20 protein-coding genes are annotated in these 26,106 nt (G+C 38.2%); 15 read left to right on the top strand and 5 right to left on the bottom strand.

Features of this window, described 5'->3' with window-relative positions; all coding sequences use genetic code 11:
* Nucleotides 1-23: 23 nt before the first annotated feature.
* From CI595_RS13325 to CI595_RS26645, 4 genes are all read left to right on the top strand, one after another.
* Nucleotides 24-287 carry an HPr family phosphocarrier protein gene (locus CI595_RS13325; protein ID WP_065540924.1) on the top strand — a complete coding sequence of 88 codons (264 nt, stop codon included), beginning with the start codon at nucleotides 24-26 and terminating at the stop codon, nucleotides 285-287.
* A 201-nt stretch (nucleotides 288-488) separates the two neighbouring features.
* Nucleotides 489-1,193, top strand: a complete 705-nt coding sequence (locus CI595_RS13330; RefSeq protein ID WP_095173855.1) for an AzlC family ABC transporter permease — start codon at nucleotides 489-491, stop codon at nucleotides 1,191-1,193.
* A complete protein-coding gene (locus CI595_RS13335) occupies nucleotides 1,190-1,495 on the top strand; it encodes an AzlD domain-containing protein (RefSeq protein ID WP_095173858.1) in 306 nt (101 codons plus the stop codon). The genes CI595_RS13330 and CI595_RS13335 overlap by 4 nt, the downstream gene beginning before the upstream one ends.
* A gap of 174 nt (nucleotides 1,496-1,669) precedes the next feature.
* Nucleotides 1,670-4,609: a L,D-transpeptidase family protein gene (locus CI595_RS26645; RefSeq protein ID WP_095173860.1), complete on the top strand. Its 2,940-nt coding sequence runs from the start codon at nucleotides 1,670-1,672 to the stop codon at nucleotides 4,607-4,609.
* Between the two features lie 65 nt (nucleotides 4,610-4,674).
* Here CI595_RS26645 and CI595_RS13345 read toward each other — a convergent pair whose 3' ends face one another.
* From CI595_RS13345 to CI595_RS13355, 3 genes are read right to left on the bottom strand one after another with little or no spacing between them, the layout of a single operon-like run.
* Nucleotides 4,675-5,934, bottom strand: a complete 1,260-nt coding sequence (locus tag CI595_RS13345) for an ATP-grasp domain-containing protein (RefSeq protein ID WP_243135163.1) — start codon at nucleotides 5,932-5,934, stop codon at nucleotides 4,675-4,677.
* Complete coding sequence (locus tag CI595_RS13350) at nucleotides 5,931-6,911, bottom strand: hypothetical protein (protein ID WP_095173862.1); 981 nt, start codon at nucleotides 6,909-6,911, stop codon at nucleotides 5,931-5,933. The genes CI595_RS13345 and CI595_RS13350 overlap by 4 nt, the downstream gene beginning before the upstream one ends.
* A gap of 29 nt (nucleotides 6,912-6,940) precedes the next feature.
* Complete coding sequence (locus CI595_RS13355; protein ID WP_095173864.1) at nucleotides 6,941-7,870, bottom strand: glycosyltransferase family 2 protein; 930 nt, start codon at nucleotides 7,868-7,870, stop codon at nucleotides 6,941-6,943.
* A gap of 191 nt (nucleotides 7,871-8,061) precedes the next feature.
* Between CI595_RS13355 and CI595_RS13360 the strand changes: the two genes are divergently transcribed.
* Both CI595_RS13360 and CI595_RS13365 read left to right on the top strand, forming a co-directional pair.
* Nucleotides 8,062-8,427 carry an EamA-like transporter family protein gene (locus tag CI595_RS13360; RefSeq protein WP_095173867.1) on the top strand — a complete coding sequence of 122 codons (366 nt, stop codon included), beginning with the start codon at nucleotides 8,062-8,064 and terminating at the stop codon, nucleotides 8,425-8,427.
* The gene (locus CI595_RS13365) at nucleotides 8,420-8,758 is read left to right on the top strand and encodes an EamA family transporter (protein WP_095173869.1); all 339 of its coding nucleotides are present in this window, start codon (nucleotides 8,420-8,422) and stop codon (nucleotides 8,756-8,758) included. The genes CI595_RS13360 and CI595_RS13365 overlap by 8 nt, the downstream gene beginning before the upstream one ends.
* Nucleotides 8,759-8,797: 39 nt before the next feature.
* Here the strand turns inward: CI595_RS13365 and rffA are convergent, their stop codons facing one another.
* A complete protein-coding gene (rffA, locus tag CI595_RS13370; RefSeq protein WP_095173872.1) occupies nucleotides 8,798-9,934 on the bottom strand; it encodes a dTDP-4-amino-4,6-dideoxygalactose transaminase in 1,137 nt (378 codons plus the stop codon).
* 191 nt (nucleotides 9,935-10,125) lie between these two features.
* Here rffA and CI595_RS13375 point away from each other — a divergent pair, with 191 nt between their 5' ends.
* Nucleotides 10,126-13,665 (top strand): N-acetylmuramoyl-L-alanine amidase, encoded by a 3,540-nt coding sequence (locus CI595_RS13375; RefSeq protein ID WP_095173874.1) that lies wholly within the window; start codon nucleotides 10,126-10,128, stop codon nucleotides 13,663-13,665.
* 49 nt (nucleotides 13,666-13,714) lie between these two features.
* Here CI595_RS13375 and CI595_RS13380 read toward each other — a convergent pair whose 3' ends face one another.
* The gene (locus tag CI595_RS13380; RefSeq protein WP_095173876.1) at nucleotides 13,715-17,428 is read right to left on the bottom strand and encodes a hypothetical protein; all 3,714 of its coding nucleotides are present in this window, start codon (nucleotides 17,426-17,428) and stop codon (nucleotides 13,715-13,717) included.
* A 162-nt stretch (nucleotides 17,429-17,590) separates the two neighbouring features.
* Here CI595_RS13380 and CI595_RS13385 point away from each other — a divergent pair, with 162 nt between their 5' ends.
* Genes CI595_RS13385 through CI595_RS13420 form a run of 8 tightly spaced genes read left to right on the top strand, consistent with a single transcriptional unit; the run spans nucleotide 17,591 to nucleotide 26,073 of the window.
* Nucleotides 17,591-18,457, top strand: coding sequence for a LicD family protein (locus CI595_RS13385; RefSeq protein ID WP_162291878.1), 867 nt, complete (start codon nucleotides 17,591-17,593; stop codon nucleotides 18,455-18,457).
* An 11-nt stretch (nucleotides 18,458-18,468) separates the two neighbouring features.
* Nucleotides 18,469-19,461, top strand: a complete 993-nt coding sequence (locus tag CI595_RS13390; protein WP_095173880.1) for a glycosyltransferase family 2 protein — start codon at nucleotides 18,469-18,471, stop codon at nucleotides 19,459-19,461.
* A 22-nt stretch (nucleotides 19,462-19,483) separates the two neighbouring features.
* The gene (locus CI595_RS13395; protein WP_147737722.1) at nucleotides 19,484-20,713 is read left to right on the top strand and encodes a lipopolysaccharide biosynthesis protein; all 1,230 of its coding nucleotides are present in this window, start codon (nucleotides 19,484-19,486) and stop codon (nucleotides 20,711-20,713) included.
* A 12-nt stretch (nucleotides 20,714-20,725) separates the two neighbouring features.
* The gene (locus CI595_RS13400) at nucleotides 20,726-21,514 is read left to right on the top strand and encodes a glycosyltransferase family 2 protein (RefSeq protein WP_095173885.1); all 789 of its coding nucleotides are present in this window, start codon (nucleotides 20,726-20,728) and stop codon (nucleotides 21,512-21,514) included.
* 16 nt (nucleotides 21,515-21,530) lie between these two features.
* Nucleotides 21,531-22,217 (top strand): glycosyltransferase family 2 protein, encoded by a 687-nt coding sequence (locus tag CI595_RS13405; RefSeq protein WP_095173887.1) that lies wholly within the window; start codon nucleotides 21,531-21,533, stop codon nucleotides 22,215-22,217.
* A 10-nt stretch (nucleotides 22,218-22,227) separates the two neighbouring features.
* The gene (locus tag CI595_RS13410) at nucleotides 22,228-22,587 is read left to right on the top strand and encodes a DUF2304 domain-containing protein (protein WP_095173889.1); all 360 of its coding nucleotides are present in this window, start codon (nucleotides 22,228-22,230) and stop codon (nucleotides 22,585-22,587) included.
* A gap of 5 nt (nucleotides 22,588-22,592) precedes the next feature.
* Entirely contained in the window at nucleotides 22,593-23,711 is a 1,119-nt protein-coding gene (locus CI595_RS13415; RefSeq protein WP_095173891.1) for an acyltransferase family protein, read from the top strand.
* Nucleotides 23,704-26,073 (top strand): DUF2142 domain-containing protein, encoded by a 2,370-nt coding sequence (locus tag CI595_RS13420; RefSeq protein WP_095173894.1) that lies wholly within the window; start codon nucleotides 23,704-23,706, stop codon nucleotides 26,071-26,073. The genes CI595_RS13415 and CI595_RS13420 overlap by 8 nt, the downstream gene beginning before the upstream one ends.
* Nucleotides 26,074-26,106 lie beyond the last annotated feature (33 nt).

The following is a 26,106-nucleotide window of genomic DNA, read 5'->3' on the forward strand; positions in this document are numbered from 1 at the left end:
TAGAAGCAGGGGAGTGATGAATAATGGTAAGTCAGAAAGTAAAAGTAAATAATTTGATCGGACTGCATTTAAGACCGGCAGGCCGTCTCTGCAGTGAAGCCATGCAGTTCAAATCACTGATTACCTTCAGTTATAATAATGTAACCGCAAATGCAAAGAGTGTCCTCAGTGTTCTTGGCGCATGTGTGAAAGGCGGAGATGAAATTGAACTGGTATGCGAAGGGGAAGACGAGGAAGAGGCATTAAAACATCTGGTATATATTCTGGAGGAAGGTTTACAGGAATAATTGTTTTATTATGATCCTGAGCAGGAAAATTCCGGGGATGGGACAGTCAAGGCTGTCTCATCCCTCGATTTTTGCCTGCCGGGAATCTCAAGGACAAGAATGTTACGAATTATAGCCCTGCAAAAACAATCCCATCCTCCCGGGACAGAGGTTGTGAATCGTAACGCAAGAATACTAATATTACTTAAGGAGAAAGCAATCATGCATAATAACATGAAAGAAGGCCTGAAAGATGGTATCCCTATCGCACTGGGGTATTTTTCCGTCAGTTTCACATTTGGCATGCTGGCAGTGAACAGCGGTATGGCTCCTCTTCACGCGGTGCTGATTTCCCTTTTTAATCTCACATCCGCAGGGCAGTTTGCCGGTCTGAATGTGATCCTTTCGGGGGCATCGCTGCTGGAAATGGCATTGACGCAGTTTGTAATCAACATGAGGTATGCACTTATGTCCCTTTCTTTATCCCAAAAGTTTGACAAGTGTGTCAAGACGCGCCACAGGCTTCTCATCGCATATGGAAATACGGATGAGATATTCGCAGTGGCGAGTTCAAAGAGGGGAAGTGTGGGGCAGTATTATATGTACGGCCTGATCTGCCTGCCGGTACTTGGATGGGTAGGGGGAACGCTTACAGGAGCCATAGCGAGCACGGTTATGCCCGCATTTGTGCGCAGCGCTTTGGGGGTGGCACTCTACGGAATGTTTATCGCCATTGTTGTGCCTCCGGCAAAAAAGGAATCCACTGTGAGGACTGTTGTATTTATTGCCCTGGCCCTGAGCAGTATGTTTTACTACCTTCCGGTATTAAAACAAATTTCCAGCGGCTTTATGATCATTATCTGCACCCTGCTGGCAGCAGGTATCGGTGCTGTTTTATTTCCGATCAAGGAGGAGGTGGAGGCATGATTTATGCATATATTTTAGTTATGGCAGGTGTGACATATCTGATCCGTATGCTGCCTCTGACATTGATCCAGAAAAAAATCTCTAATGTTTACATACGTTCTTTCCTATATTATGTTCCTTATGCATGCCTGACAGCCATGACCTTTCCTGCTATTTTATATGCAACGGAGTCACCGGTATCTGCTTTTGCCGGTCTGGCCGTGGCAGTATTTTTCGCTATGAAAGAGAAAAGCCTTGTGATGGTTGCGTGTTTTTCCTGTATCGGTGTATTTATCACAGAGCGGATTTTGGAATTATTATAAGTATAGTTCATGAGACTGTAAAACAAATTTAATATTACATTTCCCCTGTTTGGTTGTAATAACCTGTAAAAAATGGTAAAATAGTGATATCTCTAGAGGGAGAGTATACCTGGTTGATACGAAAGTATCCGGGAGATAAATAAGAGCGTAAAGCTGGAAAGTAGAGGGAATAGTATGAAGAAGCGTAGGATGAAGCTGTTGGCGCTGATGCTTACGGCAGCGGTCACGATCACTTCTGTCCTTCCGGTAGGAGCAGCAGCTACGGATGGAAGTGAAGTACCGCAGCAGGTTACAAGCCTTACGGATCCGCTGGATGAAGGGAGCGGAGCAACGGATAACGGTTTGGGGGATGCAGAAGGAGATGGACAGATTGGCGACAGCCAAACGGATGACGGCCAAATAGATGGCGAGACAAAACAAGTAAGCCATGAGGCGGAAGCGGTCCAGGATGACCATTGGACGCTGGAACGAACTGAGAATGAAATGATTTTCAGATATTATGATTCCGTAGATAGATTTACGGGATATCAGAGGAAATGGGTGCTGGATAAGCAGAGCGGTATCTGGATGTATTATGAAGTTCAGGAGGACGGGACGGAGATGTCTGTGGATCCTCTTCCGGATGCAACAGTTACAGTAGGCGGAAAGGCCATTGGATTTTATGGAACCGCTGTTTACAAGGATGCAGATTATGGCCCGATGAACCTTACATACGCCTTTGAAAAAGTGGAGGGCGGTTTAAAAGGTGTCGGAGATTGGTGGTATCAGGAAGCAGATGGTTCTTTTCAGTATTATCTGGGTGAGGCAGACCCGGCAGAAAATCCGGATGCGGCACTTGCAGCAGGAATGGCGGTGCCAAAAAGTGAGATGGAAGGCGCATTCGTTATTCCGGGGGATGACGGCGTGGAGCATTGCTACTGGCTGGATGCCAACGGAATGCCTTTAAAGGATATCTGGAAATTCATTACGGATGAGGATGGAAGTAAGTTGGCCGGCTATTTTGGTCCGGATGGCAAAATGCTGACCGAAGGCATGCCGACAGGACTTCAGAATATTGAAGGCGCCAATTACTGGATTGGGGAAGACGGACAGCCTGAGACGAATGTATGGAAAGAAGCAGACGGCAAATATTATTATTTTGACAGCAATGGTGTGCAGGCACAGGGAAAATCCGGTCTTCAGAAAATTGACGGCAGCAATTACTGGATGAATGAAGACGGAAGCTATGCCAAATCCAAGTGGATAGTAGATGGCAAGAAATATTACTATTTTGGTGCGGATGGAAAGCAGACAACGAAAACTGGACTGCAGACGATCAACGGCAAGAAATATTACGTGAACAAGGACGGCACGGTTAAGAAAAATACATCTGTGATTGTAAAGGGTGTAAAATATTTCTTTGGGAAAGACGGTATATGTACCAAATCATACAAGGTTTATCCTGAGGGATGGCAATATAATGCCAGTGGAAAATGGTATCAAAAGGAAGATGGTACCTGGCCCAAAAATTGCTGGTATAAAGTAGATGGAAAAAAATACTATTTTAATAATAATGGTTATACGCAAGTCGGGTGGTTAAATCTTGGGACTAAGTGGTATTATCTGGACAGTAATGGTGCAATGACTACCGGATGGATAAAACTTGATAAAACCTGGTATTATTTGACACCAGGAAGTGGCATTATGAATACCGGCTGGTATAAAGTAGGAAAAACATGGTACTACAGCAATGGAAGCGGAGCAATGCAGACTGGCTGGGTGAATCTTGGAGGAACCTGGTATTATTTGAATGTGGATGGTTCAATGGCACAGGGCTGGGCAATGCTTGGAAACACTTGGTATTACCTGAAACCGGGAAGTGGAGCAATGCAGACTGGCTGGTATAAGGTTGGACAAACGTGGTATTACAGTAATGGAAGCGGAGCAATGCAGACTGGTTGGATAAATCTTGGCGGAGTCTGGTACTATTTGACGGGAAGTGGAGCAATGCAGACCGGCTGGATAAATCCGAGCGGAACCTGGTATTATATGGCAGCGAACGGAGCGATGCAGACTGGCTGGGTGAATCTAGGGGGAACCTGGTATTATTTATCAGGAAACGGAGCAATGCAGACTGGCTGGTTAAATTTGGGTGGAACCTGGTACTATCTTAACAGTAATGGCTCTATGGCTCAAGGCTGGGGATACCTGGGGGCCTGGTATTATTTTACTCCTGGTAGTGGTTCAATGAGAACAGGCTGGTATCAGGTTGGAAAAGAATGGTATTATTCTTACGGGAATGGTGTAATGGCCACTAATACATGGATTGATACATATTACTATGTAGGCAGTAATGGTGCTATGCTGAAGGACACCAATATTGGAGGCTATTATGTAGATAAGAATGGTCGATGGGTTCCGGGCTATGGAACAGTCAATGTGAATACAAATGGAGCCTGGGAGAATAGTAACGGAACGTTCTATTTCAAAAAAAGTAATGGGGCTTATGCTAAGGATGAATATGTAGCATGGAATGGCAACTGGTATTACTTGGACGGAAACGGTGTTATGGCAACCGGGTGGAAGTATGTAAAAGGATATAAAATGTACTTTGGCACTAATGGCGCAATGCAGCAGGATGTCAGTGGTATGATAGGTGGTCCTTATAGAATTCGGGTAAATCGTACCAAATGCCAGATTACGGTACTTGCAAAAGATGGAAGTAATGGCTGGACTATTCCCGTAAAATCCATGACGTGTTCTGTGGGTAATCCGATTACTCTGACACCTGCGGGAACATTCTATATTGGTGATCAGGATAGATGGCATATCTTAATGGGTCCATCGTGGGGACAGTGGACATCACATGTAGTGAATGGAATCTTTATCCATTCTGTGGCAGGTTCCTCCACAAGTCAGTATAATCTGTCATCATGGGATTACAATATGCTTGGTCAGCCTGCATCACATGGGTGTATCCGTGTATGTGTCAGAGATGCAAAATGGATTTATGATAACTGTGGCAGAGGAACGCAGGTAACGATTGGGGATGGTTACTATGAACCATTCGATAAACCGGCAACTATAAAACTTGCACCGGGAGTTAATCTGAAAGATCCAACAGATATCTGGTAAAAAGATAATTTAATAGGCCGGCAGATTATATTCTTTAATATATAATCTGCCGGCTCTTTTTAAAATTACTCAGGATATTTTGGTATTTTATTTTCATATAATACATTTTCTCCTTCAGGAGATAATATAGAAATATGCTCGTATATATATTTTGTTATACGGTCAATTTCAGTTCTGCTTCCGTCTGATATATAGTAGCGGACTGCATAGGGGTTTACCCCATGAGGTATAATTCTCTCACCAGATCTATAAAACAGCCAAGCATCTTTAACTCCTTTTATAGATGAAATTTTACGGGCGGTATCTTGATTATCAACCATTAGACCGCTTTTTCCATGAAAATAAAGAACAGCACTGTTTTTGGCGAAAAAAGGGGAGTGAACCTTAAGATTTTTTCTAAGGGACATCTCGTCATAAAGATAATCGAGTAATAAATCCTCCACCTTTAATCCGCAGCAATAATCAACAAGTTCATGTTCATAACCGAAAAATCTTCCGGCAACTTCACACACAGATATGGTTTCACCCGGTGACCAGAAAAATTGCATAGACAGCGCACCGCTGGTTTGCCCAGTATAGTTTGCAACCTTTTGTAATATACCCTTAGCTTCTTCATATACATAGTTGATCAAACGGGATGGATAAACGTTACGAGAGCTTATAGGGATTTCGTTTGTACAGACAGGTGTCTTTTCACGGTCGGCAATGCTGATTACATGAACTTTACCATCTAGAATCCAGCTCATCATATTAAATTCATATCCCTCATTATATTCCTCAACCAAAATCTCTTTTATTTCAGAAGTTGCACAGATAAAATTAAAATATTTTCTGATTTCCTCAATGGAATATAAGACAAGAACACCTCTGGAACCATATTTATCAATAGGTTTCACTACTACCGGGAATTCAAGATTGTTTAGATCATTGTCTGTAAAACCATAGGGCAAACGAACATATTTTGCGGTTGGAATAGATAATTCATGAAACATCTGTTTCATAACATCTTTGTTTCGATAATAGTCCAATTTTTCCGGTGAAAAGTAGCATTTAAGACCAGCTTTATTTGCAATTTTAATCATGCATTCAAATAAATAATCAGAAAATGATGTGATAATTCCATCTACTCTTTCCAGTTGGCAGATGGAGACGATTCGGTCGGTATCTCCAACATCGATATCGTAAGCTTTATCAGCATACCGTTTTCCGATACTGTCAGGATATCCATCACATACTATGGTATAGATTCCACGGGATTTAGCTAACTGTATGAGTTGGACGAATTCTCTTAGGGAACCTAGAATTAATAATCGCTGTTTCATCATTTGTCATTTTTGCCTTTCATCAATTGGTTCAAGACAGATACTATACGCTTCATGTCTTCCGCGTTATATCGCTGGTCACATGGGAGAGGAAGTATATTTGCTGCATAGTTATATTCCAGACTTTCTTTTGGAAATTGTTCTATTACATTGCTCCAATAAGTAGGAACAAATATTTTTTTATCTGCCAGTTTTTTTCGTATCTGAATACCATCCGTGCAATAGAATGGATACACGAAAGGACCTTTTTGGGTACGCAGCAGCAAATGATTTTGAGTTTGCAGGGACTGTTCTAATATAGCATAATTTTCATTTCGACTTCTGCATACCTGCGTATAATCTATCCCTCTAAGAAGATTTTGCGTTAAGCGAGACATGCTTTTTACCGGTTCATCATAAAAACCATGGGCTGTTTCTAGCATGGTTGAGTAATAGGCAGATGCTGGAGACTCATATCGACCAAGTATATGCGTCATTCTATAGGCTGACTTATCTATAGGAAGGAAGAAAGTCTCTGTATTAGGAGTATTATCCAAATATAGATAAGCACCATCGGGTAATCCGAAAAATTTTCTACATGAGTAAAGGGTCGGGATTGTTTCCAACGGTTCCTGGAAGAATGCGTGGGTATTATCAAGAATAATATTTTTATATTTCTTTTTTAAATCCAAGAGACATTCAGGAGACAATTGACCATAATAGTTGACGAGGTATAAATATTCATTCTCATCGAATTTTTTTTCCGGCAGTACAGGAGTAAAGTCATCCAAAATAGAATACCATGAAATCTCTATACCACATTTTCTACATACATGGGTCACAGAATCACACAGTAGTAGAGGAAGCCATAATTTTTTGATTCGTAGTTTATTTATTGCAAAGATAAGTGCTGTACGTCCAAGATTCAGTTTCAGCAAGTTCGGATAAAATTCTTTTCCTGACAACTCCTCTAATTCCATATACCCGCCAATTTCTTTCATATTATCATTCCTTTTGTATCTAATAGAATCTACAATTCTTTTTTTCGTATTACATAATTAGGGATTTTTTTTGCTTCATTCAATATATTCATTAAATATTGGCCAATAATACCGATTGCCAATAGAATGATTCCGTTATAAGCCAATATGAGTAAAACAAGTGTTGTCCATCCTTCTACAGAAACACCATATATGAAATACCTTATCAGGTAAAAGAGTCCCAATATAATACTGATTACAAAACTAAAAATGCCCAAATCCCTCACCAAAATCAATGGAAGTGCAGAATTTGATGTAATATCATAAATCAGATCTTTCGCTAATCTACGAAAAGTATAATTACTCTGTCCTACTTTACGGGCATCATGCTGAACAGGGACATTAATAATTCTATTACTGCTCTGTACAAGAAGATTTCCAATTTGAGGAAGATGTGTATTGGTATTTAAAATAGCCTCTACTATAAACCTGCGCATGAGCCGAAAACTTGTTATTTCCAGATTTGGATCTTTGTTTAACATTTTTGATGTAGCGTAAATCGATATTTTAGTACCAATCTTTCTTATAATATTGTGTTTTCTGTTTTCATATTTGGCGATAATTACATCTACGTCTTGCCTTTCTTTTATAACCGCAGCCATTTTAGGGATTTCTTCTGGACGATGCTGCAAGTCATCATCCATGGTGATAACAAAATCGCCTTTAGCAAATGAAAAACCACAAAGTAGGGCAGGATGCTGACCAAAATTTTTTGCCATTTGAATGATTTTAACTCGGGAATCGGCCTTATGAAGCTGTTCCATAACTGCATAAGAGTTGTCACGGGAACTGTCATCTACCAGTATTAATTCAAAATCTTCTTGCATAATCTGCTCAAATACATAACGAATCCTGTTGTAAAGTTCTTCTAATGTATGTTCAGAATTATATACAGGAACGACGATAGAATATAGACTCATTTTTATACCTCCAGGGCTGTCTATCGTTCTTTAATAATAAGGTGTTAACAGCCGCTTGGCCTATTATAACATTTTACGACAAGGGTTTCAATAGACTTGTTCCGGGAGAAGAAGGGTGATATAATAAAAAAAGCTGTGCAATACAAAAAAGTCTGTTGCTCAAATATTATGCAGAGAAAGAAGGGGAATTCATGGCTGTTTCTAGAAAAAGTAAGGTAAAAGACTATATCTTTTTACATATCAGTATTATGATATTTTCATTTACCCCTGTGTTTACAAAAATGGCATCGATGGAATTTAACAAGAATGGAATTTGGGGGATTCGATTATATTTTTTCTTTTTCCTTATGCTTTTAGATTGTTTTATCTATGCGCTGGCGTGGCAGAAGATCATTCAGAGATTTGAACTCAGTATAGCATATGCAAATAAAAGTGTATATTTGGTATGGTCCCAGATATGGGCGGTATTGATTTTTCATGAGGTTTTAACCATAAAAAATATTGTTGGGTTGTTAGTTGTATTATTCGGAGTATTGGTGGTGCAAAAATATGAATAAATATATGTTTATCCTTTTTATTGGTACATTTTTTACGGCGTTTTCACAACTACTTCTGAAACAAAGTGCGAACAGAAAATACAGTCATCCGATTTATGAATATTTAAATTGGAGAGTCATTATTGCGTATGGTATTTTTGGCGGCGTTCTGCTTTTGAATACTTATGCGTTTACAAAAGTGGAAATGAAATATGGTTCTGTGATTGATACCTTTAGCTATGTATTTGTTATGTTGTTATCATATTTTGTATTGAAGGAGAAATTTACCAAGGGAAAAGTGATTGGAAATCTGATTATTATTACAGGTATTTTCATTTATACACTGGGATAAAAATAGGTATGGATTCTTGTAGGAATCCATACCTTATTTTTATCTGTTTTTTCCGAAATATTTAAAAATTGTGTCAACAATGTAATCTTTATCTTCTTGTGTTAAATGATAATACATAGGTAGCCTTACCAGACGTTCACTTTCCTTTGTAGTATATTTGTCCTCACCAACAAAACGACCGAATTTAACTCCGGCAGGTGCTGAATGGAGTGGAATATAGTGGAAGACACTTAGTATGCCATTCTTTTTTAAATAGGATATGAAGTTCGTTCGTTCTTTTAAATCGGGCAGTTTTATGTAATACATATGAGCATTATGCTGGCACTCTTCAGGAACGTAAGGTTGTTCCAGATAACCCATCTCTGCCAGTGATTTCAGTTCCTGATCATAAAATGCATAGCTTTCTATTCGGTCTTTCTGGATTTCATCGGCCATTTCTAACTGAGCCCACAGATAGGCGGCATTCATATCACTGGGAAGATAGGAGGAACCATAATCCTGCCAAGTATATTTATCAATCTGCCCCCTAAAAAATTTACTTCTGTCTGTACCTTTTTCTCTAAGAATCTCAGCTTTTTCCTGATATGCCGCATCATCAAAGAGAAGAGCGCCACCTTCTCCCATACTGAGATTTTTTGTTTCATGAAAGCTCAGACATCCAAAATCACCAATTGTACCTAGACTTTTGCCTTTATAATAGGAGGAGAATCCTTGGGCCGCGTCTTCGACTACTTTGAGGTTGTGATGTTTGGCGATATACATGATAGTATCCATTTCACAGGAAACACCTGCATAATGGACCGGGACTATTACTTTTGTTTTTGGTGTTATGGCAGTTTCAATTAGTGTTTCATCTATGTTCATGGTGTCAGGGCGGATATCAACAAATACCAGGGATGCACCTCTTTGGACAAAGGCATTGGCAGTAGAAACAAAAGTATAAGAAGGAAGAATCACTTCGTCCCCTGGTTTTATATCTGTAAGCACAGCAGCCATTTCCAGGGCATGTGTACAGGATGTTGTAAGAAAAACCTGGTTTACATCAAACTTATTTTTCATCCACTTACTGCATCGTTTCGTAAAAGTACCATCTCCGCAAATCTTTCTGTTTATAACTGCTTCCTTTATGTATTCCATTTCTTTTCCTACATATGGCGGTATATTAAAATCTATCATAAAGACTCCTTTAATCCTTGAAAAAATTCTGATTTATTAAAAAACACTATCATTGTAGCACAAACTAAAAAAAAAGAAAACAATAAACTGGTATTCCATTGATTTCTTAAGAGTAGTATTGTATAATATTTAATACTTACTTAATAAATTTAATAAGTTTGCAAGAAACACTAACAGAAAAGGGGTAGAATATGAAAAAAACAGGGAAAAAAATCCTGTCGTATTTGCTGGTTCTAGCTATGCTGATGAGTATGTATACACCAGTACTCGGTGCAGAACCTTCAGAGACAACGGGATCAGACACACAGAAGATGGAAGAAAACGTACAAGACAAATCATTGGAGGATGATTCTTTAGCCGGGGAGGAAAAGAATAAACAGGAAGATGATCAAGTTTCTCCTGAACCGGAAAATAATCCGGAACAAGACATGTTAAATGGCGGGAATGAAGAAGAAACGCCTGATAGCAGCGGGGAGACCAAGGAAAAAGAAAAGGATCAAGAAAATGACCATGAAAAAGCTATAGATGATGGAGTGTCGGAAGGGGAGAAAGAAGAAGAGACTCTGTCCATGGCATGTAATTATATTTTTACGCAGGAAAATGACTCCCTTCAGTCGGTTATTGTTGAAGTAGGAGATCAAAACTCCACAGTATTGGAGAGTGCGGAAATTACATACAGAGATGGAGAGGGAGAAGTACAAACAGCAGCAGCTGACGAGGTAGTACAAAACGTTGCAGCCTTTCTGCTGGAGTTACCTGTGCAGGAGCAAAATAGAGAATTCATTTCTATGAAAGCAATTGCTGGTGGACAGGAATATAATGTGTCTCTGGACCAGGGTGAAGGAGATATGACTCAGGTGGAAATAGATGCAGATGAAGCCGCCAAAGCTGTTACTGAGAGTCAGGGGGAAGAAACGAATGTTGAAACCCAGGCAGATGAGCAGAGAGAAAAAGGTGTTATATCTGCAGATGAAAACGGTATTTCTTCTGAGGATATAAAAGAGGCTATAGCAGAAAGTAATGAGTTGGCGGAAAGTTCTGATGGAATAGCAGCGTATTCGCTGGATGGTGAAGCAGAAGTACCGGCTGCTATATCAGCCGAACCAAAGAAGAAAGAACATTATATTGTAGTGCTGGACCCAGGTCATGGAACTATTGATACGAATGGCTATGACCCGGGTGCTGATCACAAATTCAGTGACGGAACGAAATTTATTGAAGCGGATTTGACCATGAAAATTGCCAATTATGTGAAAAAGGAACTGGAGAGGTATCCTGACATCACCGTATATTTGACGCATGATACCGTCGGAGCATCTAAAGCAATAAAAATGACGCTAGGCCAAAGAGTAGATTATGCAGCGAATAAACATGCTGATTTACTGGTAAGTCTTCATTTGAATGCGTTTGATTATGAGACAGCGCATGGTGCAGAAGTATTAGTACCGCGAACTGGCAGATATAATTCAGAAGTTGCAGAGAATGCGCATAAAGTGGCAAATAATATATTAAAACGTTTAGTATCGCTGGGATTATATGACAGAGGATTAAAAGAGAGTGATTCCAATGATTACGAATATCCGGATGGAAGCAAAGCTGATAAAATGGCCATTATTCGTGGCGGTCAGGAAGCAGGAATACCTGCAATTATTGTAGAACATGCGTTTTTGACAGGAGCTGCTGATAAAAAATATCTTGATAACGAAGCTTCTATTAAGAATTTAGCAAAAGCCGATGCATATGGTATAGCGCAATACTTTGGTATTGAAACAGGTGGTGAGATATATGAACCGGTACCTGAATCCAAAGGAGAATGGAAAAAGATTGGCGGAAAATATTACTATTATGTAGGGGGGAAAAAGCAGACAGGCTGGCAGAAAGTTGATAATTTTTGGTATTATCTTAATGGAAGCGGCGTTATGCAGACAGGCTGGCTGAATCTTAACGGGACATGGTATTACCTGAATGGCAGTGGACAAATGCAGACAGGCTGGCAGAAGATCAATGGTAGTTACTATTACCTCAATTCATCTGGTACTATGCAGACAGGCTGGCAAAAGATTGGTGGAAAACGTTATTATCTTCAGAGTAACGGAGCTATGCTGGGAGGCGGTTGGCATAAAATTGGAAGCTCATGGTATTACATGGCTGGTGATGGAGCTGCTGCTGAAGGCTGGGGATCTGTTGGTGGGACTTGGTACTATTTTAAACCGGGCAGTGGAAAAATGTGCACGGGTTGGTATAAAGTAGGTAAAAAATGGTACTATAGTAATGAAAGTGGAGCAATGCAAACAGGCTGGCTTAACCTTGGAGGAGCATGGTATTATCTGGCTGGAAACGGAGCCATGGCAGAAGGCTGGGCAAATATTGGAGGCCAATGGTATTATTTAAATCCGGGAAATGGTGTAATGTGTACCGGCTGGTATAAAGTAGGGAAGACCTGGTATTATAGCAATGGCAGTGGAGTGATGCAGACAGGCTGGCTCAATCAGGCAGGAACCTGGTACTACCTGACTGGTAGTGGGGCCATGGCAGAAGGATGGATCAACCTTGGTGGTCAATGGTACTATATGAATCCGTTTAATGGAAAGATGTGTACCGGATGGTATAAGGACGGCAAGAAGTGGTATTATAGTGACGGAAGCGGAGTTATGCGGACTGGTTGGTTGAATTTAGGCAATGTATGGTACTTCCTGGCTGGTAATGGAGCTATGGCAGAAGGCTGGAACTATATTGGAAATGCCTGGTATTATTTAAACCCGGGAAACGGAGCAATGCGCGTTGGATGGTTTAAAGCGAATGGCAGATGGTATTATTGTAATGGAAGCGGAGCCATGCAGACAGGTTGGCTGAATCTAGGCAATTTCTGGTATTATTTGACTGGAAGCGGAGCCATGGCAGAAGGCTGGACAAATGTAGGGGGAACTAAATATTATTTAGCTCCCGGAAGCGGAGTCATGCAGGTTGGCTGGTTTAAAGTAGGAAACAAATGGTATTATTGTAATGGAAGTGGAGCCATGCAGACAGGATGGATGGCCATAAATGGAAATTGGTACTATTGCAATAAAAGTGGAGTGATGCAGACTGGTTGGATAACAGTTAATGGAAAAGAATATTACTTAAATAATTCCGGTGTTTGGATACCAGACGCAAAAAAAAACAATAATACAGAAAATGGATCAAACACCAATACAAAAAACCTCTATAAAATTAGCGGCAGCAGTGGTGCATCTGTAGAGCAGATGGTTAGTTATTTTAAATCCTCCAAATGTACATATCCTACTAAAGCGCTTTCCAAAGGCGGTGCTAAAGATATTAAGGCATTTTCCAAAATCATACTTGATGAGGCGAATGCAGAGGGAATAAAAGCAGAGGTGGTTTTTTGTCAGGTAATGAAAGAAACCGGCTGGCTTCAGTTTGGTGGAGATGTATCAATTGAACAGTTTAATTTTGCAGGATTAGGGGCAACGGGAGGAGGAGAAAAGGGGAATTCTTTTAAAGATGTCAGAACAGGTATACGAGCACAAGTACAGCATCTAAAGGCGTATGCTTCTACGGAGAAGTTGAATAATAAATGCGTTGATCAAAGATTTGACTACGTGGAAAGAAATTCGGCGCCTTATGTTGAGTGGCTTGGTATTCCGGATAATCCCAGTGGTGGTGGCTGGGCAGCTTCTGCCGGATATGGAAAAGATTTAGTCTCAATGATAAAGGTATTGAAGAAGATTTGAAAAATGGGTGCATGGCAGTATAATGAATAATCTGCCATGCACCCATTTCTTATCTTCTTTGTCCCGTCCATGCACCGCTGCTATTGACATAATATCCATCGGGAGTCCAAGCATTTGCGTACATTTGATTGTTTTTGGGATTTAAATAATACCAATTACCGTTAATATACTTCCAGCCGGAGACTGCTGAACCATCTTCCAGGAAGTAATACCATTTACCATTTAAATATTGCCAGCCTGTTCGCATAGCTCCGGAACTATCCAGGTAATATTTCTGTCCATTAATATTCTGTAATCCGGTGAGCATAATTCCGGAGGAGTTTAAATAATACCAGGTATTGTTAATATTGGCCCATCCTACAGCAACGCCATTTTCTGTGAAATAATACCAGCTATTATTTACAATTCCCCATCCGGTATACAGCGCTCCGGAGCCAGTAAGAAAATATTTTTGTCCATTTATAGATCTGAAACCAGTAAGCATAGCTCCACTTCCATTTAAATAGTACCAGGTATTTCCTAAATGCAGCCATCCGACGTACATTTCACCGGATGGATTTAAGTAATACCATGTGTTCCCAAGAAATAGCCAGCCAGTTGCCATAGCACCCGAGGGGGTTAGGTAATAATAAGTATTGCCTAAACGCAGCCATCCGGTCTGCATCACTCCGGCGCTGTTAGAATAGTACCAGGTTTGTCCTATCTGATACCAGCCAACGGCAGCAGAGCCATTACCAGTGAAATAGTACCATTTATTTTTTATATTATACCACCCTGTGAGCATTGTTCCGGAATTATTAAAATAATACTTTTGACCACCGATATTTTGTAGTCCGGTAACCATAACCCCTGCACTGTTGGAGTAGTACCATGTTTGTCCTAGCTGATACCAGCCCACAGCAGCAGAGCCGCTGCCAGTGAAATAATACCATTTATTATTAATTTTATACCAACCTGTAAGCATAGCGCCGGAAATATTAAAATAATATTTTTGACCACCGATATTCTGCAAGCCGGTAAGCATTACGCCTGAACTGTTAAAGTAATACCACACATTATTAACAGGGAACCATCCAATTTTCATTCCTCCATCGGATCCTAGATAATACCAATCGTTGTTTTGTTTTAGCCAGCCGGTGGCCATGTAACCTGAAGCATAGAAATAATACCATGTTCCATGAATACGCATCCAGGTATTTCTAGGGTAGTTTCCGTTGGAAAAACGGTACCAGTAACCATTTGCATCATGCATCCAATTTGAATCGGAAAAATCCGGCTGCCATTTGCCGGCTGTATTGTAATATTGCCCATCAATATACTCATCATCTGCCATAGCGCCAGTGGAAGAGAAGTAGTAATAATCCATTCCAATCCTCTGTCGTCCTGTAAGCATTTGACCGGAAGAATTCATATAATACCATTTATCACCGATTTTTTGCCAGCCCGTTGTCATAACACCCTTTTGATCCATATAGTACCAATAACCATTTACAAAAACCCAGCCGGTAGCCATAGTACCATTGCCTCTGACGTAATAATATTGTCCGGAGGCATTTTTTATCCAGCTGTCTGCAAGTGAGTTATAGGAATTGTCAAAATAATACCAATTACCATCCTGAGATTCTTTCCAGCCGCTAAAAGCTGTGGGATATCCATCTCGATAATATATTTGCGTGGAAGGTGTCGTAAAACTGGAGACAGCAACAAAAGACTTGTTTTTGGGAATATTATTCTTCAACTTATTATCCAAATTAATGACAAGTGCTTTTGTATATGGCGCATACCAGGCAGTAGGGTAAATCGGCATACCATTTTGGGCCATTTTGAGTAATGTATCAAGTGTTCCAATTTCTTTTCCCATTTTGTTGTTGGTGACATAATCAAATTTGCCAGTCATAATGGCAATTTCCGGTGATAATTTCTTTAAATAGGTATATGTATTGGAGCCATATGAGCCATGGTGGCCAAGTTTTAATACATTTACATGACCCAGTGTTTTAGCTAACTGAGTTTCTGTACCAAGATAATTGTTAATGTCGCCAGCTAAAAATGCAGTTTTTCCTGTTGCAACAGAAGTAGTCTTGACACCAAGACTGAAATAATTGGCGTCAGATTGGGGACGTTGGACACCGTAGTTCATAATTTCAATCTTCATGCCCTGATTTCCCCCGAGATAGAAAATAGGAGTTGATTCTGCGCCAACTTCCCCCTCATAGATACCGCTTTTTGCTGGTTCTGCACCTGAAAAGGCTCTCCGGTTTAAGGGGTCATCTGGGTAGTTAGGATCCACCTGATCTGTATCGGGAATATCATTGGTTGTCATATTATCTGATTGTACAGTATCTGACGGTTCTGCTTCTTCATCAATTGTTCCACTAGCTTCCTGAGATTCCTCATATATTGAAGAAACCGATTCCGAAATATTGTTGCTATTTAAAGATGGACTTAAATTTTCTGTTGTAAGAGATTCACAACTAAAATCATAGGGTGACGATGCATCTAACACAGAAAAACTATATCCATCTGCTTGAGGGGTGATAGAGTAATCAAATTCTGTCTTAGTATTATCATATTTTTGAAGCCCATTAAATTCATAGGTCCATAAATTATCACCTATTTTAGTTATTTTACCTGATACTGAACTTGCGGCAGTTGAAATTGTGACAGGTTTAGGAACAACAGTATCCTTATCTGTAGTAACATATTGCAATGTGATAGAAAGAGATTCGGGTGCTGTAGTCTGCATTTCAGAATCAGGGGTCTGGGCAGAATCATCAATCTCAGAATCGGGCGCATTTTGAGAAGGCGGTTCCTCTTCTGGGGGAGTTTGTTCTGGTGGTGTATTTTGGGGGACTTCATCTGGCTGGGGAGTATCAGTTGGGCTTTCGCTGTTACTGGTTTCCTGGCCAAAGGTATCTTCTTCAGAAGGTAATGAAATATTATCAGGGTTCTCAACGGATGCAGCCGTATCCAGTGGAGTTGTATCAAGCGCAGAATCTTCCTGAGAAGTATCCTTGGGTTCTTCACTATAACCGGACTCTGTGGGAGGAGTCTGGGTATAGTTTTCCTGTTCCTCTGACTGATCCGGTTCTGATAAGTTTTCATCCGTTGATTCATCTGCGCTCTGATTATCATCAGAAGGTTCATCAGTAGGAGGAGCCTCGGAAGGCACTTTATAGAGAATAGTTCCGCGCAAGGTTACTGTTTCCGGATAAAGCGGAGCGTTTTTATCGAACGTTTGAATTAAAGTTGCTCCAGTATTTTTAGCTGCTGTGATCATATGGTCATAAACATATAGATTGTCCCATAGACGTGAACTATCAGTGATATCACTGTCAGAATAGGCTTCTATATAGACCCTTTTAGGATGAAACTCATAGATAACCTCGTCAGCTGAACCTATGTGATCACTATGAGGATGTGTACCTATGTAAAATTCAAAATTATTTTTTGTTACTCCAACAGAATGCATATAGGAAAGGACTTCTCCCTCAAAACCCCTCCCCTTTACAATCCCGGCACGTAACGGATATCTGGAATCTTTACCTGATGGATAGTCAGTATCCTCACCTGAATCTACCATGCCAAATTTGCCATTACACTCTAGTAATATGGCATCTGTATTGTCTTTTAAGGTGAGAAAATGAATTTTACATTCATTATTTGCCGCCTGTACAGCTTTTGTTTGTTGTGGCATTGCAGTATTGATGCTGAAAAACAGAAAAAAAGCAATCAGACAGCAAATGACTTTTCTTTTTCGCATTAGTTTTATACCCCCTTTTTTTGTATAAGTTCATTATATCAAAATTACACTAAATTACAAGTTTCTAAAACTATGAAGCTAAATAAGTTGTGAATATAGGATGGACAAATAATTTAGAACAGGATATAATAAAAAAATTAGGGAGAAAGGGAGAACATAATTGTGTACAGAGAATATGATGAGAAGATACTGACTCGGATAAAAAATACAGAAAAAGACATCCTCCTATTTTTTCAGGAAATATGTGATAAACATCAATTGAAGTATTTTGTTGCATTTGGAACGTTGCTTGGCACAATACGCCACAACGGATTTATACCATGGGATGATGATATCGATGTGGCTATGCCTAGAAAAGATTACACTCGATTTTTAGAAATTATGCAACAGGGAAAATACGATAAATATTTTCTGCAGATTCCAGAGACTGATGATAAATATCATTTGACCTTTGCAAAACTTCGTATGAAAGAGACTCGTTTTTTGGAAGAGCGCTTAGTAAATGCTGGTGCTCATGAAGGTTTTTATATAGATATTTTCCCGTATGATAATATTCCAGATGATGATTTTGAAGCTACAAAATTAATGAAGAAATGTGCCATATGGATACGGCTTTTTAGTGTAAGCAGAATAAAAGAGCCGCAGATAGGAAATCGTGGTACTCTCAATTTTCTGGTAAAACTAATATGGTATATTTTGTATTATATCCTTAAATTAATTCCTTCTGCAGACAAATATATATGGAATAAGTGTAATCAATACTTTACCGCATATCAAAATGTAAATACTGCTAGAATGACATTGTTAGTCAGTGAACCGGAAAAGTGGATTGTTTATGGAAATGAAATAGAGCAAACGGATCATCTTCGCTTTGAGGATATTACTGTTGCGGTACCACGTGGATTTGATGCTATATTAAATCGGAATTATGGAAACTATATGGAACTCCCTCCAAAAGAACAGAGAGTAAACCATGTACCAGTGGAAGTACAGTTTCCAGATGAAGAAGTAATTATTTTAAAGAAATAAGGAGTAGTTAAATGCAGCCTGCAGTATCATTTATTGTACCAGTCTATAATGCGGAAAAATATTTGAAAGAGTGTTTGGATTCTCTTGTCAATCAATCTCTACAGAATATAGAAGTTTTATTGGTAAACGATGGAAGCAGAGATAACTCACAGAATATAATTGATGAATATAGTGAAAAATATACTTTTGTAAAAGGAATCCAGAAAAAAAATGGAGGCAGTTCTTCAGCGCGAAATCTTGGTCTGCAGGAAGCTAGGGGAGAATTTGTTATCTTTGTGGACAGTGATGACTATGTGGACAGATGTTATGCTGAGGTTTTATTCAATACTGCTCTCCAAGAAAAATCCGATATGGTAATTTGTGACTTTGTTAGAACGACAGATGAAGGGCAAACAATCCGAGATTATAATCTTGATTTAGGTAAAGACAATATAAGGGTATTAACATTTTTATCCTGTAATAGGATTATACGGAAAGAGCTTTTTCAGGTCTATGATATCAGGTATGCTGAAGGAATTACATGTGAGGATATTCCCTTAATATTGCAGCTTGAAGCAGTGGCATCTAACGTGAAAGTTATTCCATATGTTGGATATTACTATCGAATGAATCCGGAATCAGCTACATCAGGTTTTAAACGAAAGGGAATCAGTAAAGAAAAGATACCTTTTAGGGCACTTCACGAGTGTCTGGTGTTCTGTAAGAGTAGAGGGACTAATTTTAGTGAGGAACAATTAGAGTTCTATTTTTGCAGAATTGTAACCAGTATGATTTTTGAAGTCGCTAAGGGCGGGGAAAAAGATGTGATTGTATATATGTGTAGACGATTTAAAAAAATGATAGAAAAGTATTTTCCTTTTTATTATAAAAACAGGTATATTAAAATAAATTCCTTACCTCATATTCCGCTTGCACAAAGAGCTGGGACATGGCTCTGCGTCCATTTGATGCGATGGGACTGGCTGATTCCTTTTGCGTGTATGTATGCTAAAATCAGTAGATGATAAATGAAAGAATGGTGCAGTAATGGGGAGTAAAAAGCTAACAATTCAAGAAAGTATTGTATGGAATTCCGTAGGCAGTTTGGTATATTTGGCTACCCAATGGTTAACTACGATTTTAGTTGTAAGATTAGCTGGTGTCGATGCTGCGGGAAACTTAACTCTTGCTATGTCCATAGGAAATTTAGTATATAGCATTGCATTGTTTGGAATGAGGAATTTCCAGGTTTCTGATATATCGGAGGAATACAGGAATGGTATATACATTGCCAGTAGATTATTGACATGTGTATTTTCTGTAGTTTCTGGAATTGGATATATCCTTATTATGTCATATACAGTAGAACAGAGATGGTGTATAGGATTTTATTGTATTTTTAAAGCCTCAGAAGCATTATATGATGTATATGCTGGAGTTAGCCAGAAAGAATGGCGTATGGATTATATCGGGAAATCCTGGGTTTTAAAAGGAATCTGCACATTTGTTGTATTTTGTGGTGTGCTCTATGCTACTCAGAATATCGTGCTGGCAGTGTTAGCAATGGCTTTAATATCTTTTAGTGTGATTCTGTTTTATGATGTTCCGAACAATAGAAAATTTGCAGATATTGACATTATTTGGGAACCAGTGGAAATACTGCGCCTTTTGCGCAAATGCCTGCCGCTTTTAATTTATTCGATACTTACAACCGCCATTGCAACTGTGCCGCGTTTGGTATTGGAAAAGGTCAGTGGAAGTTATGCACTTGGAATCTATGGATCTGTAGCAGCACCGGCTATGATCGTTCAGATGGGGGCATCCTATATTTATTCTCCGTTTATTACCCTATTTGCAGAAAGATATCATATAAAAGATAAAAAAGGGTTCTGGCATGCGTTTAGGAATTGTTTTCTTGGTATTGCAGCGCTTTCTGTCTGTGCACTTATTGGTGGAAAAGTATTAGGATATTGGGGACTCCTTCTTTTATATGGAAAGGAGATAGCTTCTTATGAATATTTACTTCTGCCCTTAATTGGAGCCACAATTTTAACCGCCATATTATGGCTGTTTTGTGGAATACTCACTGCCGTCAGAGAATTTAAAGGATTGATAATTGGCAATGTTGCAGCAGTTTTGTTTAGTGTTTTGGGAAGTATCATATTAATACCTAAAGTTGGAATGCAAGGTGCAACAGCCGCTTTATGTATTGCTTTAATTGTGTCCTGCTTTATTTTATTTTGTTATTTATGTAAATCCTGGAAAGAAAATGATTAGATTGGAGAAAATATGAGGAAAGAACATATTTTTGCAATTTGTGCATATAAAGAAAGTCCGTATTTGGAGGAATGTATTCAATCGTTAAAAAAACAGACCAGAAAAAGTCAAATTATTCTGGTTACTTCTACACCAAATGAGTACATAAAAGGTCTATGTGAAAAATATGGTATTTCAATGTTTATTAATAAAGGAGAGAAAGGTATTACACAGGACTGGAATTTTGCTTATCAATGTGCAGACAGTCATTATGTAACAATTGCACATCAGGATGATATATATCTTCCTGAGTATTGGGAAAAGGTTTATAGGCACATTAAGAATTCTAAGAAACCCCTTATTGCGTTCGGCGACTATGGGGAATTGAGGAATGGCAGCATAATAACAAATAATAAATTATTAAACATAAAGAGACTGATGTTAAGCCCATTAAGGATAAAAAGATTATGGACTTCAAAATTTATAAGGCGTAGAGTTTTATCTTTCGGATGTGCCATCTGCTGTCCTTCCGTTACTTTTAATAAAAGGTGTTTACCAGACCCGGTATTTAAAGATGGATTTCGGAGTGCAGAGGATTGGGAAGCTTGGGAAATGATATCAATGAAAAGTGGTAGTTTTGTTTATGTCAATGATGTAATCATGCTTCATAGAATTCATGATGGGTCTGAGACGAGTATAATATTAAAGGATAATGCCAGAAAAAGAGAAGACTATGCAATGTTTAAAAAGTTTTGGCCGGATCCAATTGCAAGAATGCTGGTAAAATTTTATAGCAGCAGTGAAAAATCAAATGAATTATAGCTGAGGGAAAAGACTTATGAAAAAGCTTATTATCATACCGGCATACAATGAGGCGGAAAATTTAGAAAACACAATAAAAAATATCGAGATGTATGCAACGACATTTGATTATGTGATTATAAATGATTGTTCCAGAGATAATACGAAAGAATTATGTCGGAATAAAAATTTTCATGTGATAAATCTTCCTGTTAATCTGGGAATAGGGGGTGCAGTGCAAACAGGATATCTATATGCACTGGAAAATAATTATGACTTAGCAGTGCAAGTTGATGGGGATGGTCAGCATGATGCAAAATTCTTGAATGTGATGGCAGATTATTTGCTGGAGCAAAAGGTAGATATGGTAATTGGCTCCAGATTTATTGAGAAAAAAGGGTTTCAATCATCTGGTATGCGAAGACTGGGAATAAAATTTTTTACTGGATTGATTCGTTGCCTTACAGGAAAAACGATTACGGACCCAACGTCGGGGCTGAGGATGGTTGACAAAGATATCATCAGAATGTTCGCAAATGATTACCCTAAAGATTACCCAGAACCAGAAACCGTTGTTTCTGTTATTAGAAAGGGGAAGAAAGTGGAAGAACTTCCGGTGGTAATGCATGAGCGTCAGGGGGGTGTTTCTTCAATTTCACCTAAAAAATCTGTATATTATATGATAAAAGTAAGTCTGGCAATTTTTATTGAATGTCTGAGATAAGAGGTGTAATATGAACATAAAAACGCAAATAGTGGTAGCAGTTATAGTTATAATTGCAATGATATATCTTGGTGCAATGGTCAGGAAAAATAAAATTGAAATCAGATACGCATTGCCATGGGGATTTATGGGATGTGTTATCTTGATACTTGACTTTTTTCCAGGAATCATAGAGGAAATCGCAAAATTAAGCGGGGTCGGAATACCAATTAACTTTATTTTCTTTTTGGGATTTTGTTTTCTGCTCGCACTGACATTTACATTAAGTGTTTTGGTATCAGATTTGTCACAAAAAACTAAAGCACTTTCACAAAAAATAGGTATCCTGGAGGAAAAAATAGACAAGCTGGAAGAATCAAAGGATGAGTGAATAATATGAAAAGAAATAGAACTATAGATGTTTTTCGTACTATTGCTATACTATCTGTATTAATCTACCATTTTTATGTACTATGTAATTATCCATATGCAGAGTATAAATTATTAAACAGAATTATTTCAACAGGAGGAGAAACTGGTGTCACTCTGTTTTTTATTATAAGTGGCTTTGGCATTTTTGTTTCTCTACAAAGAATGGATACTGACGGAAGTCTGACGTATAGAAGCTTTCTTAAAAAGAGATTTTTGCGGATACTTCCGCAGTATTATCTTGGATTGGGTGTTTTGCTCTTAATAACATCAAATGCACAATACTTAAACAGAAAAGGGTTATTTGATATTATCACTCATGCGATATTTCTACATAATTGGTTTCCCTCTACACATGGTTCGATCAATGGTGTACTTTGGTCGTTGGGAACGATATTTCAGTTTTATTTTATAGCATTATTCATTTATAAACTGATTAAGAAGTCAAATGGTATATTAGTTTATATTTGCAGTATTTCCCTGGTGATTATATTAAAATATTTTATTTACCATTATGTTTTTAAGTATTTTGCAATTGAACCGTCCTACTACTTTATTTATGGCAGACAAATTTATACAGCACTTGATAACTTTATTGCAGGTATGATCATTGCGGATCTTTTGATAAATAAAAAATTTGACAATATTAAATCAAGAATATATGGTACAGTTTTTATTGCCTCCAGTATTTTTGCGGTTTTTTGGCTATGGCAGACGGAAACAAAGTCGCCATATGTTGATAGTTTATTTGGATATTCCTGGCACAGTGTGCTTTGTATAATCCTTTCTGTGATAATATTCAGTGCATGTAATATTAAAGTTAATTTTAAAGGTATAATTAGCAGGATATGTTTTATAATAGCTAAATATCAATATGGAACTTATATCTGGCACTTTGTGATTGCATCAACATTGATATCTTCCAGTTCGTGGTTTAATAAAATTTCGGGATCACATTTTATAGTTTTTACTGTGATTATGCTAGGGATTTGTAATGTTGCAGGCTATTTTTCTACAATTGTGCTAGAAGGAATAGATTATGTAAAGGCATTTAAAGGATTGAAGGAGCAGCTGCTGCATGAATAAGATGAAAAGAAAAAGATTGCTGGTTTCGATTGGGATATTTTTATTTTTAGGTATTGCCTTTAGTTTTTACATGAACAAAAGCGGTAAAGTCATATATGGATATCGGGAAGAAATATATTCTAGTACAGAGGGCTATTTTGCTCAGGAAACAGTAGCGCTTAGCAGTGATACGGAGATTGTTGAGAAATTTACATGTACAGATAATAACCTCACATCTTTTAGCATAAAATTTGAATTGCAAAAAGATGCGGAGGGTTATATATATGTAAGTCTTTTTGAAGAAGACAGTAAAAATACAATACAGGAATGGCGGGTTCCCGCAGATGAGATAATTAGCGGAGAAAGTTATTTGTTCCAGCTGAAAGAAAAATTATCAGATCCTTACGGAAAGGATTATAAGATAACAGTCAAGGCAGAAGCAGCTGGTGTTAATGTTTGGGTTACAAAAGGACCTGCTCTAAGTGGTGGAAACTTTTTCGTAAACGGAGAAAAACAGGATAATGATTTATCTATGAGTCTTCTGAAAGAAAAGTATGTCTTGGCAACCAGGGTGTATTCCATCATTATATGCTTCCTTTTATCAGTGGGAGTAGCCTGCATTTTTTATTTTCAAATATGGAAGTATATACGGACATGGGGAACTGCATTTATACGGTCATTAGAGAAAAATAGAATCTATTATTTGAAAATAATTATAGCCTGTTGTTTGTCGGCTCTGGCAGCATTTGTTTTTGAAAGATACATATATATTGATAAAAGTCTGGATGGAAATATTGCAGACAGCTTTAACAGATATATATTTACTTTCGTGCTGATTTCATGTCTAGCCGGTTTTATGATTTTTATATTAAGGAAATATTTAAAATACAAACCAGAAAATGTGTTTTTGGTTGTAATGTTGCTCATTGGTTTTCTATATATATTTGCGCTTCCGGCAGAGGCGGAAATATCATGGGATGAGAGTATTCATTATTGGCGGGCGGTTGGCCTGTCTCATCCGACAACAGGATATGCTAATGCTGCGGAAGGATGGCTTTATTGGCATTCGGGGATACCATTTGGAATGCCAAATGAAATAAAAAATTTGGATACTCTGCATGAAATGGTGCAGGGCATTTACGATACAGGCAAAATTATCCCGGCAGATACGGATGTTTTAGGAAAGATTTATTTTATTGCTTATATACCTTCAGCTATAGCGCTTAAATTAGGCAGGGCATTACATTTACCTTTTGAAGACATTTTTAGGGCTGGTGCAGGTGCGAATATGATTGTATATATTTCCACGATTTATTTTGCAATGAAACGTTTGAAGTCCGGGAAAATGATTTTGGCTGTAATATCAGCTTCTGTTACATCCGTGTTTCTTGCATCGGTATACAGCACAGATACTTGGATAATTGGATTTACTATATTGGGCTTTTCCTACTTCCTAGGTTGTATGCAGGATAATAGGAAAATAAAAAATCATGATTTGATTATTATGTTGTTTTCTTTTGGTGTTGCATTCATGCCAAAAAGTATTTACTTCCCATTGTTTTTGTTGTTTTTATTTTTGCCTCCAAAGTTTTTTACATCAAAGAGACAATATAGATATTTTGTGTCAGGATGCTTTGCTTTCATGGGTGCTTTGGCTGGCAGTATGATTTTTCCGTTAGTATTTTTAATACCCATAGGAGGGATTATTTTTGTTATCGCTGATTTAGTAGGTATATTTCTGCAGAGGTGTTCATTTAAAGGAAAAATTCTTTTCTTTTCTGTGTCGTTTTTATGCGTTTTATGTCTAGGATTTTTTCTGCTAAAAATGGTCATGCCTGAGGTTGTAGGCGTTGGAGATTTAAGAGGAGGTGAAGGTGTAAATTCTGCAAAACAGATTGCATATATTCTGGAGAATCCACTAGAATTTATAAGAATGCTGTTACGTTTTCTGAAGAATCATTATCTGTCTTTCACTGTCAATTGGAAGACGGTCTTTACAACATTTGGCTATATCGGAAGTACTAAGATGGAAGTTATAGCGTTGGTATTACTTTTAATTGTTGCAGTGACAGATAAAAATAAAGAGGACAGTTGGTATAGTTATAGACTCGTCAGTTTAACGACTATATTTGTTGTATTAAGCATTATAGTTCTCATGGCAACAGCGCTCTATATCTCTTATACACCGGTGGGTTTGAATACGGTGCTGGGATTGCAGCCGCGTTACTTATTACCGCTGGGATATCCTTTATTTATTATGCTGGGATCAGGAAATATAAGAAATTATATAAACAGAAGGCTATATAATGGGTGTGTGATCGGAATATCCGGATTTGTGTTGTTATACAGTCTGTGGGAAATAGTTATACTGGGATATCATTAAACGATGTGCGATGGTATTGAGATTAGGTTATTT

The organism is Blautia hominis, from assembly GCA_002270465.1.
In the GTDB taxonomy this organism is placed as follows: Bacteria; Bacillota; Clostridia; order Lachnospirales; family Lachnospiraceae; genus Blautia; species Blautia hominis.